This is a genomic window from Flectobacillus longus (assembly GCF_030056705.1).
In the GTDB taxonomy this organism is placed as follows: Bacteria; Bacteroidota; Bacteroidia; order Cytophagales; family Spirosomataceae; genus Flectobacillus; species Flectobacillus longus.
The window spans coordinates 71,391-90,890 of the sequence record NZ_JASHIC010000024.1 but is presented as its reverse complement, the minus strand read 5'-3'; the positions used below and the strand labels follow the sequence as shown (position 1 = coordinate 90,890).

General features: G+C 38.5%; 12 protein-coding genes. 2 read left to right on the top strand and 10 right to left on the bottom strand.

Going from position 1 to position 19,500, the window contains the following annotated elements; translation table 11 throughout:
- Positions 1–220: 220 nt before the first annotated feature.
- Together uxuA and QM491_RS17960 are read right to left on the bottom strand one after the other, a co-directional pair.
- Complete coding sequence (gene uxuA, locus QM491_RS17965) at positions 221–1,408, bottom strand: mannonate dehydratase (protein ID WP_283328942.1); 1,188 nt, start codon at positions 1,406–1,408, stop codon at positions 221–223.
- A 140-nt stretch (positions 1,409–1,548) separates the two neighbouring features.
- The gene (locus QM491_RS17960) at positions 1,549–2,193 is read right to left on the bottom strand and encodes a pyridoxamine 5'-phosphate oxidase family protein (protein ID WP_283328941.1); all 645 of its coding nucleotides are present in this window, start codon (positions 2,191–2,193) and stop codon (positions 1,549–1,551) included.
- 111 nt (positions 2,194–2,304) lie between these two features.
- On the opposite strand from QM491_RS17960, the gene QM491_RS17955 reads away from it, so the two are divergent.
- Positions 2,305–3,756 (top strand): aminotransferase-like domain-containing protein, encoded by a 1,452-nt coding sequence (locus tag QM491_RS17955; protein ID WP_283328940.1) that lies wholly within the window; start codon positions 2,305–2,307, stop codon positions 3,754–3,756.
- On the opposite strand, the gene QM491_RS17950 is transcribed toward QM491_RS17955, so the two are convergent.
- From QM491_RS17950 to rpoB, 6 genes are all read right to left on the bottom strand, one after another.
- Positions 3,753–4,760 (bottom strand): sugar kinase, encoded by a 1,008-nt coding sequence (locus QM491_RS17950; protein ID WP_283328939.1) that lies wholly within the window; start codon positions 4,758–4,760, stop codon positions 3,753–3,755. The genes QM491_RS17955 and QM491_RS17950 overlap by 4 nt on opposite strands.
- 228 nt (positions 4,761–4,988) lie before the next feature.
- Positions 4,989–6,440 carry a tagaturonate reductase gene (locus QM491_RS17945; RefSeq protein ID WP_283328938.1) on the bottom strand — a complete coding sequence of 484 codons (1,452 nt, stop codon included), beginning with the start codon at positions 6,438–6,440 and terminating at the stop codon, positions 4,989–4,991.
- Between the two features lie 283 nt (positions 6,441–6,723).
- Complete coding sequence (locus tag QM491_RS17940) at positions 6,724–7,044, bottom strand: DUF3467 domain-containing protein (RefSeq protein WP_095161123.1); 321 nt, start codon at positions 7,042–7,044, stop codon at positions 6,724–6,726.
- A gap of 333 nt (positions 7,045–7,377) precedes the next feature.
- A complete protein-coding gene (gene rpoC / locus QM491_RS17935) occupies positions 7,378–11,706 on the bottom strand; it encodes a DNA-directed RNA polymerase subunit beta' (RefSeq protein WP_283328937.1) in 4,329 nt (1,442 codons plus the stop codon).
- A 141-nt stretch (positions 11,707–11,847) separates the two neighbouring features.
- A complete protein-coding gene (locus tag QM491_RS17930; protein ID WP_283328936.1) occupies positions 11,848–13,494 on the bottom strand; it encodes a hypothetical protein in 1,647 nt (548 codons plus the stop codon).
- A 3-nt stretch (positions 13,495–13,497) separates the two neighbouring features.
- Positions 13,498–17,358: a DNA-directed RNA polymerase subunit beta gene (rpoB, locus tag QM491_RS17925; protein ID WP_283328935.1), complete on the bottom strand. Its 3,861-nt coding sequence runs from the start codon at positions 17,356–17,358 to the stop codon at positions 13,498–13,500.
- Positions 17,359–17,814: 456 nt separating this feature from the next.
- Here rpoB and QM491_RS17920 point away from each other — a divergent pair, with 456 nt between their 5' ends.
- Positions 17,815–18,258 (top strand): DoxX family protein, encoded by a 444-nt coding sequence (locus QM491_RS17920; protein ID WP_283328934.1) that lies wholly within the window; start codon positions 17,815–17,817, stop codon positions 18,256–18,258.
- Between the two features lie 211 nt (positions 18,259–18,469).
- On the opposite strand, the gene rplL is transcribed toward QM491_RS17920, so the two are convergent.
- Complete coding sequence (gene rplL, locus QM491_RS17915; RefSeq protein ID WP_283328933.1) at positions 18,470–18,850, bottom strand: 50S ribosomal protein L7/L12; 381 nt, start codon at positions 18,848–18,850, stop codon at positions 18,470–18,472.
- 114 nt (positions 18,851–18,964) lie between these two features.
- On the bottom strand, positions 18,965–19,498 hold the full coding sequence (gene rplJ, locus QM491_RS17910) for a 50S ribosomal protein L10 (RefSeq protein ID WP_095161118.1): 534 nt from the start codon (positions 19,496–19,498) through the stop codon (positions 18,965–18,967).
- Between the last annotated feature and the right edge of the window lie 2 nt (positions 19,499–19,500).

Here is a 19,500-nt window from a genome sequence, read left to right as displayed (position 1 = left end):
CAAAACACTTTTATTCAAGTATTTTGACAGTCAATGGTCGATAGTACACCGATAATCTTAAAATTGTACTCAATAGTTCATCAAAATTAGACTTCTATTGAGGATATTCTATGACTATCTGCAAGGATTTAACAATACTATATTATTAAAGTAATACAACTCGACTTTTTCCCTAAATTAAAAATAAAAAAGCCTATGCTTTTGACATAGGCTTAAGATTTTACAAACTTCTTATGATTCCTAGCTCTAATCCACGAAGCTCAGCTAAACCTCTCAAACGACCAATAGCAGTATAACCCGGATTGGTACGTTTTTCAGGATTTAAGTCATCTAACATACGGTGACCGTGATCTGGACGAAACGGCAAACGATAATCTTCTCTACCTTCAGCTATACGTTTGCGTTGCTCCAAAACAAGACCTTTCATAACACCATACATATCTACATCGCCATCGAGATGGTCAGCTTCATAGAAATTGCCTTCTACATCACGCTTGGTTGCACGCAAATGAATAAAGTTGATACGGTTTCCTAGGCGTTCAACCATATCCGCTAGGTCATTGTCTTCACGAACACCATAACTGCCTGTACAGAAACAAAGGCCGTTATTAGTGCTTTCGTAAGCTGCCAATAATTGTCGAGCATCACTTTCGGTACTAACGACTCTTGGTAAGCCCAAAATTGGATACGGAGGGTCGTCGGGGTGAATGGCTAAATTGATACCTGCTTCTTCGGCTGCTGGAGTAATAGCTCGAATAAATTCATAAAGATTGGCACGCAATTCGGCATCTCCTACTTCATTATAGGTTTCTAATACTGCGGCAAATTCTTCTACTGTAAAGCTTTCTTCACTTCCTGGCAAACCAGCTATAATATTACGAATCAACTTAGTTTTGGCAGCTTCACTTGCTTGATGATACCAAGTATGTGCTTTTTGTAATTGGGTTTCTGTATAACCTTCTTCTGCGCCTTTTCTTTTTAAGATGAATATCTCAAAAGCTGCAAATTCGGTAGCATCAAAGCGTAGGGCTGTTGAACCATCAGCTAATGGGTAATCTAAATCGGTACGAGTCCAGTCCAATACAGGCATAAAGTTGTAACACACAGTGTCAATTCCTGCCTTGCCTAGGTTTAACAAACTTTGCTTGTAATTCTCGATGTATTGCAAATAATTGCCAGAACGCTTTTTGATGTCTTCGTGTACAGGCACGCTTTCTACTACAGAAAAATTAAGTCCTGCTTTTTCTATCTCGGCTTTACGAGTTAAAATTTCTTCTAATGACCAAACTACGCCATTGGGCAGATGGTGAAGTGCTGTTACGATACCTGTAGCTCCTGCCTGACGAATATGCGCCAATGATACAGGGTCTTTTGGACCAAACCAACGAAATGTTTGTTCTAAGGGCATTTTAAGATTGATTAGGATGAAAAGATGCGATTAATTTATAAAGGCAATCTTTGTTTTTTTTTACCCAATCATTCCTAAGAAAGATTTGAATAATAAGTGAGAGGGCAACAAGTTACCCTCTCTGATTTAGAGATTAAGACTTATTTTCCGCGAGAATAATTTGCTACATAATCAGGAATTGGCGTTTCGTGACGCATGAGTGGGTCAGTAATTGGAGCTTGAGCAACTTGTTTTAAGGGTAAAACTCCCGCCCAAACTGGTAATTCATAATCTTCTTCATCATCACTTGGATTACCTACTCGTACTTTAGCCGAAGCTTTTTCCAACGAAAATGCTAAAACCATTGTTTTCTTCATTTCAGAGGCATCTGGCTCACGAACTTCTGCCCAGCGACCTTTGATAACGTGTTCGGTAAAGGCTTCTAAAGCATCCCATGCCTCTTGTTCATCGGTGATAAGTTCGGCTTGCGCAAATACTACCACAGAACGATAATTGACCGAATGATGAAAAGCTGAGCGAGCTAATACCAAACCGTCCAACAATGAAACAGATAGGCAAACCTCTCGACCATCGGCGAGACTTCGCATAAAATGACTCCCAACCGAGCCATGTATATAGAGCTTATTTCCTATTCGACAATATCCTGTTGGTATCATCATTGGTCTACCATTTTCTACGTAAGCTACTTGACAAACCAAACCTTCGTCGAGAATGCTATAAATTTGTTCGGAATCGTAGCTAGCTCTTTTTACTAATCGACTTGGTTTTAAATTAACATCTTCCATAAGTTCTTGTAAATGTGAATTGTTAACAGATATGTTGATAAATCATGTTACAAATTTCTATCTTTACTGGCATAGTTTATTAGTCCAGTTGTAAACAGTGAAATAGTCCAGATGCAAATTCCTTATAAGTCGATCTTAGTATTGGAGCGCGGTTCGGCAGTGCCTTTATATGTACAGCTTGCCAATGCTTTTATTCAACATATTCAAAGTGGGATTATTCCAAAAGGTTGTAAACTTTTGGGGTCTCGTCCCTTGGCTGATTTATTAGAAATAAATCGTCAGACCGTAATTCAGGCTTATGAAGAGATTCAATCACAAGGATGGATTGAAATTTTACCGAAAAGAGGTGTTTTCGTGAGTAATCAACTTCCAATAGTTCAAGCAAAAGGATTTATTTCTACTCAAATAAATGAAACGGGCGAAAAAGATAGTATCCTTAACAACCGAGCTTCGGGTTTGTTTTTACCTAAATTAATTCAACATCGCCTCGCCTTTAACGATGGCCTGCCTGACTCTCGTTTAGCTCCAAGGGAAGCATTGGCTAAACGTTATGCACATTATATCAACTACGCTGAACCTGCTTTATTGAATTACACGGAAGTTTATGGATTACGTCGTTTTCGGGAAAATTTAGCAACATTACTCAATCAAACCAGAGGGCTTTCCATTGATGCCGAACATATCCTAAGTACGCGAGGAAGTCAAATGGGAATTTATTTGGTAGCTCATGCTTTCATACGTTCAGGCGACTTGGTTGTAGTTGGTGAGCTGAGTTATCAAGCGACCAATTTAACTTTTGAGCATTTTGGAGCCACAACAATGACTATTCCTGTAGATGAAGAAGGTTTGGATACAAATGCGCTAGAAAAACTCTGTCAAAAACATCCTATTCGGATGGTGTATGTTACCTCACACCATTATCATCCGACTACGGTCACGCTAAAACCAGAGCGTCGTTTACATTTATTGCAGCTTGCTGAAACTTATCATTTTTGGATTATCGAAGATGACTATGACTACGATTTTCATTATGCTAATCGCCCAGTATTACCATTGGCAAGTGCTAATACGCACGGAAGAGTTATCTATATCGGTTCGTTTACCAAGCTCATTGCTCCAACTTTTCGGGTAGGGTATGTGGTAGCCACTCCTGATATCATTGAAGAACTAGGTAAAATCAGAAGGATTATTGATCGCCAAGGCGATACTATTCTTGAAGCTTGCTTGGCTGATTTATTGGAAAATGGCACTATCAGACGACATGTAACCAAAGCCCTCAAAGAATATCGTCAGCGTCGGGATTTTACCTGTGAATTATTTGAAAAAGAGCTAGGAGAAAAAGTTACTTTCGAAAAACCTCAAGGCGGTATGGCTATCTGGATGAAGTTTTCTGAAAAATATCCTCTAGAAAGTTTATCCGAAAATGCCCATAAAAAAGGCTTATACTTGCCAAACGGGAGCGCATATAAGCCTTTAAATGCTTGTAGGATTGGGTTTGCCTCGATGACTCTTTCAGAAATTGAAGAATCTATGTCAATTTTGAAAAAAATAATGATTGATTAACGCTTGAGTTTACCGCTTACATCACCTTTTACCACCATTTCAATTTCTTGCAAAGTAGCTAAATTAAAATCGCCTTCCACTGTGTGCTTCAAGGCTGAAGCCGCCACACCGTATTCTAATGCTTTTTGAATATCTTGGAATGTAATATAAGCATAGATAAAACCCGCCATAAAGGCATCGCCTCCGCCAATTCTATCTATAATATTAGGGATATCGATTGTTTTCGTTTTAATCATTTCGGTGCCATTCCAGCATTGCCCTGAAAGGGTATTATGTGAAGCTGAAATTTGACCTCTTTTGGTATTCAATACAAATTTTACTTGGGGAAATTGTGTCAAAATCTGCTGACAGATAGATTTAAAACTACCCTTTTCATCATTAGGTGCAATCCCAAACATATCATTTGCATCGCCTTTGCTACAAATAATTACATCGCAATACGAGATTAGTTCTGGCATTACCTCACTGGGCTTTTTGCCCCACTGCCAAAGGTTTTTACGATAACCAACATCTGCTGAAATAGTTAGCCCCATACGACGAGCCACTTTTACAGCCTGCAAGCAAGCTTCTGCTGCCGATGCTGATATTGCTGGAGATATACCCGTAAAGTGAAACCACTGTGCATCGGCAAAGATAGTTTCCCAATCAAAATCAGCAGGGTTCAATAAAGCAAAAGCAGAATCAAAGCGGTCATAGATTACCTTAGAAGGTCGCATAGCGGCACCATTTTCTACAAAATAAATACCCAAGCGATTTCCCTTCATTTGCATAAACTCCGTACCAACACCGTATTTGAGATAAGTAGTGCGGGCAGCATAGCCAAGGTCATTATCAGGAAATACTGTAACATGACTTGCTGGAATACCCATAATTGCAAGAGAAGATGACACATTAGCCTCGCCACCACCAAAGTTGATGTCGAAAGCGGCTGACTGTGAAAATCTTGCAAAATTAGGCGTAGTCAGTCTCATCAAGACCTCGCCAAAGGTGATTACTTTTTTCATGATTTCAGATTCCTTAATGGTTATAATACCTAGCTTTCCGAAAGATAACAAATACGTTTCAAAAATCTTATTTTTAGGAATGTAAAAAGGCGTTCTAAACTCATTATGAGATAGAACGCCCTTTATATTTTGATATAGCGTACAAAGTGCTTATTTCATCTATAAAAGGGTTTATACGATTTCACCCCTATCCCGAAATAACAAATAATCTTTGCACACGACTATATATTACAAATACTTAGCTACTGATTCTTCAAAGCCTGCTAGTTGGGTTAAATCTTCGCCCCAAAGACTACGATTGGATAATACTTTATGCAAATCAAAATTATCCCAAGCCTCATAAAAATAAGATGCGTAATTACAGCTGATTTGATAATGTTCTCCATTGCACTCCCCATAATAGTTGCCATTTACCTCTTTTACAGCGTGCATAAACTGTAAATAAGCTGCAAAGCCCATCGCAAATAATTCTGGAGCACGACCAAACTCACGGTAGTATTCCATCAAAATGGGGATATTACGCATACGCATTTTGGCCGAATACTGTACCGTAATATCTAACAACTTATGATTGATATATGGATTACGGAAACGGTCTAGCACCATACGTCCAAAACGGTCGGCCGTTTTTGAATCTACTTTATATGGAATTGCCAACGACAATTCGCCTAACATTAGATTGGTAATAATACGGCTCATATAGCCATTTGCCATAACGTCTTTTACGTATTTAAAACCTAACAAATACGCCATTCCACACATAAGGGTGTGCGTACCATTCAACAAACGAAGTTTTAGTTCACGATAAATTTCGATGTCTTTGTCAATAATAACACCTTCATCGGCCTGTGCAAAACTTAATACTTTACGAACGTGTTCATCGCCTTGAATAGCCCATAAACGATACACTTCCGACATGATTAAAAGGTCGTCCTGATAACCTAATTTCTGTAAAATTTCTGTTGAGTTTTCTGGCTTTCCTGGTACAATTCTATCTACCAATGAATTGCAAAAACGATTATGAGTGTCAATCCACTCTATAAATTCAGGCTCAAGTGCATTACGGTGTGCCTGTTCTAAAACAATTTCTTGTAATTTATCACCATTACCAACGATCAACTCTGTCGGAACAATCACCATACCACTTTCAGCAGAACCACCTAAATACTTCCATCTTTCGTATAAGAACGCCAATAACTTTACAGGGAAAGACTGTGGCGGTGTAGAAGTTACTTTATCCGACTCTAGTAATGCGATACCAACCTCAGTTGTATTCGAAATGATAATTTGCATTTCAGGATTGCGTGCGCATTCCAAGATAGCGCTCCATTCATTACGAGCAGATAGAGTACGAGAAATAGCACTATTTATGATTGTTTCTTCAATCAACTTGCCATTTTCTAAGCCCTTTATACAATGTGTATATAAGCCATCTTGCTCATTAAAAGCATCAGCATCGCCTTTATCTGTAGATTTTACGACAACGATTCTTCCGTTGAAAACACCTTGTTTGTTAGCTTTATCGATAAAATAATCGCATAAGCCTCTCAATAATACACCTGTACCAAACTGTAATACTTTTTCAGGTAAAGAGAATAGCGCTTCATCAGGCACTTGTACTTGTCCTTTAAATTGGGCAGTAGCTGTCGACAAAAATGACTTAGTTAGTTTAAGATCCATCACACAACGAATATAATTTGTAAATACATACTGGACTAGAAAGTAGAATAAGGGGTTTATTCTACTCTATTTTGGAGATATTATTTCTTAAGGAGTTGATGTGTCCCAAACCTTTAGGTTGGAAATGTATATAATACAAGTAGAGGCTTGGTGCTCTCGGGCATGAGTTATATGTCCAATATGATAGACTTTTTGTATTTTGAGAAGCTACAAATTGGCTCAAACCCGATAGTTTAACCAAACAATAAGATTAAGTTTTCATAGTAAATAGTCAAATCGAATACTATGCTTCTCCGACTGGTCCACTATAATTTGTTGGAAATTGGAAGCCTATAGCACCTTTCTCATCAGAAATACTACCGTAAGCATCTTCATATTTTGCGATGTTGTCCTTCAAAGCATTCAATAATCTGTAAGCATGATCAGGCGTCATTATTACGCGCGATTTTACACGTGCTTTGGGTAACCCTGGCATCATTTTAATGAAATCAATTACAAATTCACTTTGTGAATGTGCAATCATTGCAAGGTTTACATACTCGCCTTCAGCCATTTCCTCTGTAAGCTCTACATTAATTTGTGTTTCGTCTTGTTGATTTGCCATAGTTTAAAAACGTAAAAGTTTGATTTTCAAATTTAATCAAAAACCTTACCTATTCAATTATTCAAGCTTTTAATTAAGATTTTTTTCTTTTGCTGAGAGAAGTGTCCAAAAGTTATTCAAAAGCCTTTAAAATAGATAAATAGACTTTTTTTGAAAAATATTGTTAAAAATTCCTACAAAAAATAAACCACAAACAACTGTAAAACAAACACTTACATCCTAAAAACCAACATTTATCCCTTTTGAGATTCTGGTATTTTTTATAAAAAAAGCCAAAGGCCCTTAGAACTGAATCTAAGAGCCTTTGAAAATATGTTCAAAAAGAAGTTTGGACTAAACAATCCAACGAGCTTTACGATAGCCACCCACTTTTTGTTGAGCTTGCTGTTCTTTAGCTGTTTCGATTTGCTGTAACTCTTCTTTTGAAGTAATGATATAATCTTGGTATTTGCGAACACCAGTACCTGCTGGAATCAAGTGACCTACGATTACGTTTTCTTTCAAGCCATCTAAGCCATCTGATTTCGCTCTGATTGAAGCTTCAGACAATACTTTAGTTGTTTCTTGGAATGACGCAGCCGAGATGAATGATTCAGTACCCAATGACGCCTGTGTAATACCTTGCAAGTTTGGTTGAGATACTGCTGGTTGAGCATCACGAACCTCTACTTTACGCAAGTCACGACGCTTCAATGAAGAGTTTTCATCACGCAACGCACGAGTCGTTACAATCATACCAACTTTCATTTTATCAGAGTCCCCTGCATCTACAACAACTTTCTTATCAAGAATATCGTCATTTGCCAAACGTACAGCAAAACGATCTACATTCTGATTGTTCAAGAACATGGTATCTCCAGAGTCAACGATTTCTACTTTTTGCATCATCTGACGAACGATACATTCAATGTGCTTATCGTTGATTTTTACACCTTGCAAACGGTAAACGTCCTGAATCTCATTTACTAAGTATTCTTGTACCGCAGTTGGTCCTTTGATAGCCAAGATATCTGATGGCGTAATTGCACCATCTGAAAGAGGCACACCTGCACGAACAAAGTCATTATTCTGAACAAGGATGTGTTTCGAAAGTGGTACTAAGTACTTGCGTTCAGCACCATCTTTAGCTTTCACATAGATTTCACGGTTACCACGTTTGATACCACCTAATGTAATTACACCGTCGATTTCAGAAACTACGGCAGGGTTAGATGGATTACGAGCTTCGAACAACTCAGTTACACGTGGAAGACCACCCGTAATGTCACGAGTTTTACCAGCAGCACGAGGAATCTTAGCAAGAATCTGACCAGGTTTGATTACAGCTCCATTATCAACAGAAAGACGAGCAGCCACAGGTACGTTGAAAGAAGTTTCTTCACCGTTTTTGTTAACAATTACGATTGAAGGGTTCTTTGTTTTATCCTTAGATTCGATAATAACTTTTTCTCTCAAACCAGTTTGTTCATCGGCTTCTTCTTTGTAAGTGATATTTTCTTCGATTGAGTCGAATCTTGCAATACCATCAGCTTCAGAAAGGATTACGGCGTTGTATGGATCCCAAGCACAGATTTCTGTACCTTTGGCAATGGTTTGTCCGTCTTTCACACGCAAGTAAGCACCGTAAGGAACGTTGTTTGTGATATATACTTGGTTTGTAGCTGGGTTCACAATTTGAACCTCACCCGAACGACCCATTACAATTTCTACTGGATTACCTTCAGGATCTACAGAGGCTACAGTACGCATCTCTTCGAAACGGATGATACCATCAAATTTCGCTTTAATCGTTGCATCCAATGTTACGTTTTGGGCAGTACCCCCAACGTGGAATGTACGAAGTGTCAACTGTGTACCTGGCTCACCGATTGACTGAGAAGCAATTACCCCTACAGCTTCACCGATACTTACCATTCTACCTGTTGAAAGGTTACGGCCATAACACTTAGCACAAACACCATTACGAGTTTCACAAGTTAATACCGAACGAATCTCGATAGAATCAATAGCTGTATCATCTACACTTGTTGCCATCTCTTCAGTGATTTCTTCACCTGCTGGAATCAGCAAATCTCCAGTAACTGGATCATGTACATCGTGAATTGACACACGACCTAAGATACGCTCTGAAAGTGGTTCGATGATCTCTTCGTTATCTTTCAACGCAGCGATTTGGATACCACGTAATGTACCACAATCTTCTTCGTTTACAATAACATCCTGAGCAACGTCATGCAAACGACGAGTCAAGTAACCAGCATCGGCCGTTTTCAAGGCTGTATCGGCAAGACCTTTACGAGCACCGTGCGTTGAGATAAAGTACTCAAGTACGTCAAGACCTTCTTTAAAGTTAGAAAGGATTGGGTTTTCGATGATTTCACCAACCGAACCTTGTAAGTTCTTTTGAGGCTTTGCCATCAAACCACGCATACCACCTAACTGACGAATCTGCTCACGAGAACCACGAGCACCTGAGTGCATCATCATAAAGATAGCGTTGAAGCCTTGTTGGTCATTCTCCATTTGCTTCATCAACGTATCCGTGATTTTCGAGTTTACTTTCGTCCAAATATCAATAACGGCATTGTAACGCTCGTTATCGGTAATAAGACCCATCAAGTAGTTATCAGTTACAGAAGCTACATCTTCAGTAGCTTTAGTAATTAAGTCAGCCTTTTCTTCTGGTACGATAATATCACCGATACCCATTGAAAGACCACCTCTGAAGGCCATCTGGTAACCCAATTCTTTAATATCATCTAAGAATTTAGCAGTACGAGCTACTCCAGAGATTTTAAATACTTGAGAAATGATTTGTTGCAATTTCTTCTTAGTCAACAATTCATTGATATATCCTACTTCTTCAGGAACGCAAAGGTTGAATAATACACGACCTGCAACAGTTTTCACCATTTCTTCAACCAATGTACCATCTTCTTTACGAACCTTAGCTTTTACTTCGATATTAGCATGTTTCGAAACTCTACCTTCGTTCATACCAATTACTACTTCTTCAAAGCCGTAGAATTTCATTCCTTCACCTACAATTGGGTACTCTGGTGTATGTCTACGTCCTTTTGTTACGTAGTACAAACCAAGAACCATGTCTTGAGAAGGTACTGTAATAGGCGCACCGTTGGCAGGGTTCAAGATGTTGTGCGAAGCCAACATCAATAAAGATGCCTCAAGGATAGCCTCTTGACCTAGTGGTACGTGTACCGCCATCTGGTCACCATCAAAGTCGGCGTTGAAGGCCGTACAAGTCAATGGGTGCAATTGGATAGCTTTACCTTCGATCAACTTAGGTTGGAATGCTTGGATACCCAAACGGTGGAGCGTTGGGGCACGGTTAAGAAGAACAGGGTGTCCTTTCATTACGTTTTCCAAAATATCCCAAACCACAGGGTCTTTTCTATCAACGATTTTCTTAGCAGATTTTACCGTTTTAACGATACCACGCTCAATCAATTTGCGAATAACAAATGGCTTGAATAGCTCGGCAGCCATATCTTTTGGCAAACCACACTCGTGCATCTTCAATTCTGGACCTACTACGATTACCGAACGACCAGAGTAGTCAACACGTTTACCTAACAAGTTTTGACGGAAACGACCTTGCTTACCTTTCAACATATCAGAAAGAGATTTCAAAGCACGGTTACCTTCAGAACGTACAGCGTTAACTTTACGTGAGTTGTCAAACAATGAGTCAACAGCTTCTTGAAGCATACGTTTTTCGTTACGTAAAATTACTTCAGGCGCTTTGATTTCAATCAAACGTTTCAAACGGTTGTTACGAATGATTACACGACGGTAAAGATCATTCAAATCTGACGTAGCAAAACGACCACCATCAAGAGGTACTAATGGACGTAATTCTGGTGGAATTACAGGAACCATTTTAATAACCATCCATTCTGGTCTGTTTTCGATACGTGTACCAGCTTCACGGAAAGCTTCAACTACTTTCAAACGTTTTAAAGCTTCAGCTTTACGTTGTTGAGAAGTGTCGTTAGCAGCCGAGTGGCGAAGACTATAAGAAAGATCATCTAACGCAGTACGTTTCAATAACATTTCAAGTGCCTCAGCACCCATCTTAGCAATGAATTTTTGAGGATCTTCGTCAGGAAGCAATTGGTTTTCGCGAGGCAATTTGTCGATAATGTCCAAATATTCGTCTTCAGTCAAGAAGTCCATTTTGTTAACACCATCTTCCTCTTTGATACCTGGTTGAACTACCACGTATCTTTCGTAGTAGATAACTTGATCCAATTTTTTTGTAGAAAGACCTAGCAAATAACCAATTTTGTTAGGCAAACTACGGAAGTACCAGATGTGTGCTACAGGAACCACCAATTCGATGTGTCCCATACGCTCACGACGTACTTTTTTCTCAGTAACCTCTACACCACAACGGTCGCAGATGATACCTTTATAGCGAATACGCTTATATTTTCCACAGTGACATTCCCAGTCTTTCGTTGGACCGAAGATACGCTCGCAGAACAAACCTCCCATTTCTGGTTTGTAAGTCCTATAGTTGATGGTTTCAGGTTGAGTAACCTCGCCATGCGAACCTTCAAGAATTGACTCTGGCGATGCCAACGAGATTGTTACTCTCTGGAAGTCGCTATTTAATTTTCTATTTTTTTTGAATGACATTTTTAAATCTGTTTTTAATTTAAAATATCTAAGGGTTTGGAAAAATTAGCGCATGGCTTTATTTCTCCCTGGGAATTAACTTTCAGAAAAATAACCTCACGATTTAGCTTCGGTATCTACAAACTTTGGAAGCATATTCATTTATAAAATATCCCATTTAAGGTTTGTTTTATAATATTTAGCTTCCGAATTCTGATAATTGCACAAGATTAAATCATAAGATCCTTTGTGCAGTTCGCCTTTGGGTATAATCGTATTGTATTCTGAACTTTGCAAATATGGCTTTCTAGATGCCAACTGAACTCTACTAGGATTATAAACAAATAGATATTCTTTCGACTTCAACAAGTAATAAGTTCCATGAAGTCCAGATTGCTCTAGATTATTACCATTTAATGTCAACGTTGAATCTGTCACTATTGATTGCAAAGTCAAGGTATTTTTCTCAAAAGTTGGTTTTTCCGCAAATGCCTTCCATTCTTTATGCAAGGGTGTTGCTGGAAAAACATAAGCATTATAATGATTCATTAATGAATCGTTCGTCTTTTTAATAAAGTAGAATGGGTTATAATGCGGATGCGTAGGAGGAACACCATCATAGTAATGATTAAATGTTACTGCTGCTAAAAGTTTGGCTCGTGAAGACATTAGTCCCCAAAATTTTGCATATCCTAAAAAGAAGATTGCCATAGAAAACCCTAAAGCAATTTTTGCAAAATGAGCAAACCTTACATTCATCACAAAATATCCATACACTAGCGCCAGTGCCATGAAAGCATAATAACGATGATTGGAAACTAACATCGTAAATTCTGGATCACTTCCTGTTCGACCAAATGCAATTACACTGGTGGTAAAAAGCAAATATCCAAGCGTATAAAACGTAAATGATGCTACAAAATGCGTAGTTTGATCTTTTAACCTCATATTGAGAAAAGATTTCCACAAAACATAAAATACCAAGAGTAAGGTTAAAAAACCTGCAATACCCGGTATTGTAGCTTTCCAAAAACTCAATGCCGACAAGGATAAATCAGCCCATCCGCCCCAGATATACAAAAAACCTAAAGGAATATAAGTAGGATGCTCCTGAAACGTTTTTAGTCCTAATTCAATAAATGGTTGTTTTTGGTAACCATGAAAATAAAATCCGACTATTATCGCTGCATAAGTCAACCATGCAAACAGCAACTTATATTTTCTTTCTACTAATAAAATGACAGCTCCCAATGGTAGGGCAAAAATGCCACTACCAAAGGAAAAAATGCCCATTAGTACAGTTCCAAATGCAAGATAATTCCACTTAGAATTTTTCTGTAACAACAGATATACTGTCCAAATACTATAAAACAAAGCCCATAAGTACTGACACGAAGAGTTTGCCCAAGTAATAATGATATAGATATGTAATGGAAACATAAGATATACCATCGGCAACAGCTTACTACTACTTTGAACTCTTCTGAAGGTACTATACACTACTAAATACAATCCTAGCAATGAGAAGTCACCTATGTAAGGGTAATAGTTGAAATGAATCTGACCAAACACCTTATATTGAAACATACTCATCAGCGTCAAAATAGGAAATCGATACTCATTGTGCTGCGCAAACAATGCGGTCAATTTTTCACTAATCGTTGATGCTTTTAGTTCTCCTAAAAATGCTCCTGCTACCATTGTGTAGTCATCAAATATCACAAGGTTTTGTGTATGATAAAAACAGAAATAGGCAAACATTAAAGGAGGTATTATACCTAGTAAAAAAACACCTAGTTTCCTTATCATTTATTATTCCAACGTAATTTCTAGAGCTAAACCTCTTAGTTCGTGGATCAATACGTTGAATGATTCTGGAATACCTGGTTTTGGCATGTTTTCACCTTTAACGATAGCTTCGTATGCTTTTGCACGACCTACTACGTCATCGGATTTAACTGTCAAAATTTCTTGAAGGATATTAGCAGCACCAAATGCTTCGAGTGCCCAAACCTCCATTTCACCAAAACGCTGACCACCAAACTGTGCTTTACCACCAAGAGGTTGTTGCGTAATCAATGAATATGGTCCGATTGAACGTGCGTGCATTTTATCATCTACTAAGTGACCTAGTTTCAGCATGTAAATAATACCTACTGTTACTGGTTGGTCAAAACGCTCGCCACTAAGACCATTGTACAAGTATGTACGACCCCAAGATGGCAATCCAGCTAATGTCAATTCGTGAGCTACTTCTGCTTCTGTAGCACCGTCAAAGATTGGAGTAGCGTATTTCTTGTTCAATTTTTCACCTGCCCAAGCCAATACAGTCTCATAAATCTGACCGATGTTCATACGTGAAGGTACCCCTAGTGGGTTCAACACGATGTCTACTGGAGTTCCGTCTTCCAAGAATGGCATATCTTCGTCACGTACAATACGAGCCACAACCCCTTTGTTACCGTGGCGACCCGCCATTTTGTCACCCACTTTCAACTTACGTTTCTTAGCGATATATACTTTCGCTAATTTCACGATACCAGCTGGCAATTCGTCTCCTACTTCTAATACGAATCTCTCACGTTTGAAGCGACCTACTAATTCGTTACGACGAACATTATAGTTTTTCACCAACAGTAACAACAATTTGTTGGCAGCATCATCTTCACTAGCTTCTTCCAAAATCAAGTCAGCCAACAAGTTAGCTTCTTCAGGAACACTATATGAGCTATCGTCACGGTACAAGTTTTTAGCAGGGAACAAAGCTTCTTCAATGTTACGAGCTGTAAACTTGATTCCTTTTTCAAGGATAACCGAACCGAATTTATGTTTGATACCGTTACAAGTTTTACCTTCCAACAATTCAACCATTTTGCCTATCATCGTAGCACGAATAGAAGTAAGGTCTCTTGACAATTGTTTTGACAAAATTGTCAACTCTTTCTTCGCTTTCTCACGCTCGTCTTTGTCTTTCTTAGGACGGCTAAACAATTTGGTATCGATAACAACACCTTTCAATGATGGTGGTGCTTTCTTAGAAGCATCCTTCACATCACCAGCTTTATCACCGAAGATAGCACGAAGTAATTTTTCTTCTGGAGTTGGATCAGATTCTCCTTTTGGTGTGATTTTACCAATAAGGATATCTCCTTCTTTTACTTCAGAACCTACTCGTACAACACCGTTTTCATCTAAGTTCTTCACTGTTTCTTCAGAAACGTTAGGAATCTCAGCTGTTAATTCTTCTTCTCCACGTTTGGTATCACGAACTTCTAGTTCGAATTCTTCAATGTGGATTGAAGTAAAGATATCATCACGAACAACTTTCTCAGAAATTACAATCGCATCCTCGAAGTTGTAACCTTGCCAAGGCATGAAGGCTACTTTCATGTTACGTCCAAGTGCCAATTCACCTTGTTGTGTTGCATAACCTTCACAAAGTGCTTGTCCTTTTTGTACACGTTGTCCTTTACGAACAATTGGCTTCAAGTTGATTGTAGTATCTTGGTTAGTTCTACGGAACTTAATCAATTTGTATTCTTTTGTATCACCTTCAAAGCTTACTAAGTACTCATTAGGAGACATATCGTATTTTACAACGATTTTGATACTGTCTACATAAGCAATAACACCATCTGCCTCTGCCACAACTAATGTGCGAGAGTCAAGTGCTACACGAGCTTCAAGACCTGTACCTACGATAGGAGCTTCAGGACGCAACAATGGCACGGCCTGACGTTGCATGTTTGAACCCATCAAGGCACGGTTGGCATCATCATGCTCCAAGAAAGGAATCAAAGAAGCCGCAACCGATACAATTTGGTTTGGAGCAACATCCATGAATTGAGCCTCTTGTGGGTCAACTCTTGGGAAGTCCCCTTCGAAACGAGCTTTTACACGGTCACTTTCAAACAAACCATCATCACCATAAGAAGCATTTGCCTGAATGATGTTTTTACCATCTTCTTCTTCTGCTGTCAAATAGTGAACTTGATCTACTTGTACTTTTCCACTTTCTACTACACGATAAGGTGTTTCAATAAAGCCCATCGAGTTGATTTTTGCGTGAACGCAAAGTGATGAAATCAAACCGATGTTTGGACCTTCAGGAGTTTCAATCGTACACAAACGACCGTAGTGCGTATAGTGAACGTCACGAACCTCAAAACCTGCACGCTCACGAGAGAGACCACCAGGTCCAAGGGCCGACAAACGACGCTTGTGAGTAATCTCAGCCAATGGGTTTGTTTGGTCCATAAACTGAGAAAGCTGGTTGGTTCCGAAGAACGAGTTGATTACAGAAGAAAGCGTACGAGCATTAATCAAATCAACTGGCTTGAAGTCTTCGTTATCACGAACGTTCATACGTTCTTTGATGGTACGAGCCATACGAGCCAAACCTACCCCAAACTGAGCATATAATTGCTCACCTACTGTACGAACACGACGATTTGACAAGTGGTCAATATCATCGACTACAGCTTTTGAGTTAATCAAACCGATTAAGTATTTAACAATCGAGATAATATCATCTTTTGTCAATACTTTCGTTTCCATTGGAATATCATGACCCAATTTCTTGTTAATTCTATAACGACCAACCTCACCTAAATCGTAACGTTTGTCAGAGAAGAACAAGTTTTGGATAATGTCACGAGCTGTTTGCTCATCAGGTGCTTCTGTATTACGCAACTGACGGTAAATTTGCTCAACCGCTTCTTTTTCAGAGTTTGAAGAGTCTTTTTGTAACGTGTTATAAATGATATTATAATCGTTTACATTCATATCTTCTTTGTGAAGAATGATTGTATCAAGACCTGCATCTAAAATTGTTTCGATGTCATTGGCAGAAATAACAGAGTCACGTTCCAACAATACTTCGTTACGGTCGATAGATACTACTTCACCAGTATCCTCATCCACGAAGTCTTCTTGCCAAGTTCTCAATACTCTTGCCGCCAAACGACGACCTACTGCTTTTTTCAAAGTAGCTTGATCAGCTCTAACTTCTTCAGAAAGACCAAACAAGTCTAAGATTTCTTTATCTGAACCGAAACCAATCGCACGCAAAAGAGTTGTTACAGGGAACTTTTTCTTACGGTCGATGTAAGCGTACATTACGTTGTTTACGTCAGTTGCAAATTCAATCCAAGAACCTTTGAAAGGAATAATACGAGCTGAGTACAACTTAGTACCATTTGTGTGACGGCTTTGAGAGAAGAATACCCCTGGAGAACGGTGCAATTGAGATACAATTACGCGCTCAGCTCCGTTGATTACAAATGAGCCACGCTCAGTCATATAAGGAATATTTCCTAAGAATACTTCTTGCTCAATTGTTTCGAAATCTTCGTTGTCGTCATCATTACAAATCAAACGAAGTTTCGCTTTTAAAGGTACTGAGTAAGTAAGACCACGGTCAATACACTCATCTACCGAATATTTTGGAGGGTCAACCGAATAGTCAATAAATTCGAGAACAAAGTTTTCACGAGAATCCGCAATTGGGAAGTTCTCAGCAAAAACCTTAAATAGACCCTCGTCATTACGATTTTCAGCAGGAGTTTCCAATTGGAAAAACTCCTGGAATGACTTCACCTGAATATCCAAGAAATCTGGGTACTCAAGCAAATTCTTAACTTTGGCGAACGCGAGTCTGCCAGTGTTTGTCATGTGTGCCAAGGCTGTTACTGTTTTGAAGTTTACTGTAAAAGTTTACTGTTATCAGTTGGTATCAATGAGCAAAGAATGGTAAGTAAGGGTCCTCTTTGCAAAACTGACAAGTTTGGCTTTTGTGCCAAATGAAGCCTCGTAGATGTGAGTATCATTGCCTCCCTTTGCTAATCTTCCTACGAAAAAAGAAAAGTGTTTCGGAACCAAGTACTTATCAAAAGGGATGCAAAATCCGTAAAATCTTTGATAGCCTGCAAAATTACCAAATTAATCTTTGATTATCAAGTTTTTAGCAGGAAAATTTGGAGTTGTAAAAAAAATGAATTATAAAGAACAATACTTGTTAAAAATACCCCTAAAACCAAACATTACAGGTTTGAAAGATTCATCTTTAAATATACTTGACATTGTCATTTAAAACATTTAACTTCCTCTAAATCAAACCTTTTTACGACTATGACAACCCTCGAACAAATTGAGCATTGGGGCGACACGCATCATCCTGCTTGGCTCGACATCGTACGTATTTTTTTGGGCGTTTTGCTTTTCATGAAAGGGGTTAGCTTTATTGGCGATACCACCTATCTTGCAACTTTAATTCAGGGATTACATTTCAATGCTTGGACAGTTGTGGCAGTGCATTATGTAGCGTTTGCACATTTGGTTGGAGGACTCATGATTCTTCTGGGTTGTCTTACTCGAACAGCATCGATTGCTCAGCTTCCTATCATGATTGTAGCAGTTTTCTTTACCAACCTCAGAAATGGCTTTAGTTATTTAAACTCTGAGTTATGGTTATCGGTATTTGTGTTAATTATGCTTATGGTATTTTCGGTAATAGGTTCTGGAGGATTTTCTTTTGATGAGTTTGTAAAAAGGAATACACCCAAAAGAAATTAAAGATAAATTTGAACATGAGAGATACCCGAATATTGGGGTATCGGATATTTGATTTTGGATTAATCAGTTTTAGAGTCCTACAGCAAACCTTCCTAGCACAACTAATTCATTTACAAAAGAAAAATTACAAATCATTAATAAAAGTTCATATAACGCAAAAAGAGCCATAACCTAAGGTTATGACTCTTTTTTATACTGTATATTGTGTTAATTACTTAACTTCAACTTCAGCACCAGCTTCTTCTAAAGATTTTTTCAAACCTTCAGCTTCTTCTTTAGAAACGCCTTCTTTGATAGCTTTTGGAGCGCCGTCAACTACTTCTTTAGCTTCTTTCAAGCCAAGACCAGTCAAGTCTTTCACCAATTTAACTACTGCTAATTTGTTAGCACCAGCAGCTTTCAAGATTACGTCGAAAGAAGTTTTCTCAGCAGGAGCTTCAGCAGCTTCACCAGCACCACCACCAGCTACAACAACTGCAGCAGCAGCAGCAGGTTCGATACCATACTCATCTTTCAAGATAGCTGCTAATTCGTTAACTTCTTTAACTGTTAAATTTACTAATTGTTCAGCGAATGCTTTTAAATCTGCCATTGTATTAATAGATTTTAATTGTTTACGATTTTGATTTACTATATGCGTTATATTGTGCTTGGAAGCCTCTTTCAAAGAGTATGTCTTCAAGGAAGAATGACCAATGGTCTGTTATTATCCTTCTCTTTCTGACAAAGTTTTCAAGATACCTGCCAATTTGCCTCCACTGCTTTGAAGAGCAGAAACAACGTTTTTCGCAGGAGATTGCAACAATCCAATGATGTCGCCAATCATCTCTTGTTTTGACTTCACATTTTCAAGAGCTACTAATTGATCTTCTCCGATGAACAAACCACCTTCAATAGATGCTCCTTTGAAACGGATCTTATCTTTACCAGCTTCTTTTTTGAAGTCTTTGATTAATTTAGCTGGAGTTTTAGGGTTTTCTGGTGAGAAAATTACACCTGACAAACCTTTCAAAACTGTTCCATTGAAAGCACTGTAATCAACACCAGTTGTTTCAAGTGCTTTAGCAATCAAAGTATTTTTAACAACACGGTATTCTAAACCACGTTGGAAACAAAGTCTTCTGAATGCGTTTACTTCTGCAACGGTCAACCCGCCGGTATCAGTGATGTAGAAGTATGGAGTAGCAGCGAACTTTTCGCTCAACTCACCAATAATGACTGCTTTTTCTTCTCTCGTCATGA

Coding starts and splice junctions, on each gene's coding strand:
- uxuA (WP_283328942.1), bottom strand. CDS start 1,408: ATGCCCTTAGAACAAACATTTCGTTGGTTTGGTCCAAAAGACCCTGTA.
- QM491_RS17960 (WP_283328941.1), bottom strand. CDS start 2,193: ATGGAAGATGTTAATTTAAAACCAAGTCGATTAGTAAAAAGAGCTAGC.
- QM491_RS17955 (WP_283328940.1), top strand. CDS start 2,305: ATGCAAATTCCTTATAAGTCGATCTTAGTATTGGAGCGCGGTTCGGCA.
- QM491_RS17950 (WP_283328939.1), bottom strand. CDS start 4,760: ATGAAAAAAGTAATCACCTTTGGCGAGGTCTTGATGAGACTGACTACG.
- QM491_RS17945 (WP_283328938.1), bottom strand. CDS start 6,440: ATGGATCTTAAACTAACTAAGTCATTTTTGTCGACAGCTACTGCCCAA.
- QM491_RS17940 (WP_095161123.1), bottom strand. CDS start 7,044: ATGGCAAATCAACAAGACGAAACACAAATTAATGTAGAGCTTACAGAG.
- rpoC (WP_283328937.1), bottom strand. CDS start 11,706: ATGTCATTCAAAAAAAATAGAAAATTAAATAGCGACTTCCAGAGAGTA.
- QM491_RS17930 (WP_283328936.1), bottom strand. CDS start 13,494: ATGATAAGGAAACTAGGTGTTTTTTTACTAGGTATAATACCTCCTTTA.
- rpoB (WP_283328935.1), bottom strand. CDS start 17,358: ATGACAAACACTGGCAGACTCGCGTTCGCCAAAGTTAAGAATTTGCTT.
- QM491_RS17920 (WP_283328934.1), top strand. CDS start 17,815: ATGACAACCCTCGAACAAATTGAGCATTGGGGCGACACGCATCATCCT.
- rplL (WP_283328933.1), bottom strand. CDS start 18,850: ATGGCAGATTTAAAAGCATTCGCTGAACAATTAGTAAATTTAACAGTT.
- rplJ (WP_095161118.1), bottom strand. CDS start 19,498: ATGACGAGAGAAGAAAAAGCAGTCATTATTGGTGAGTTGAGCGAAAAG.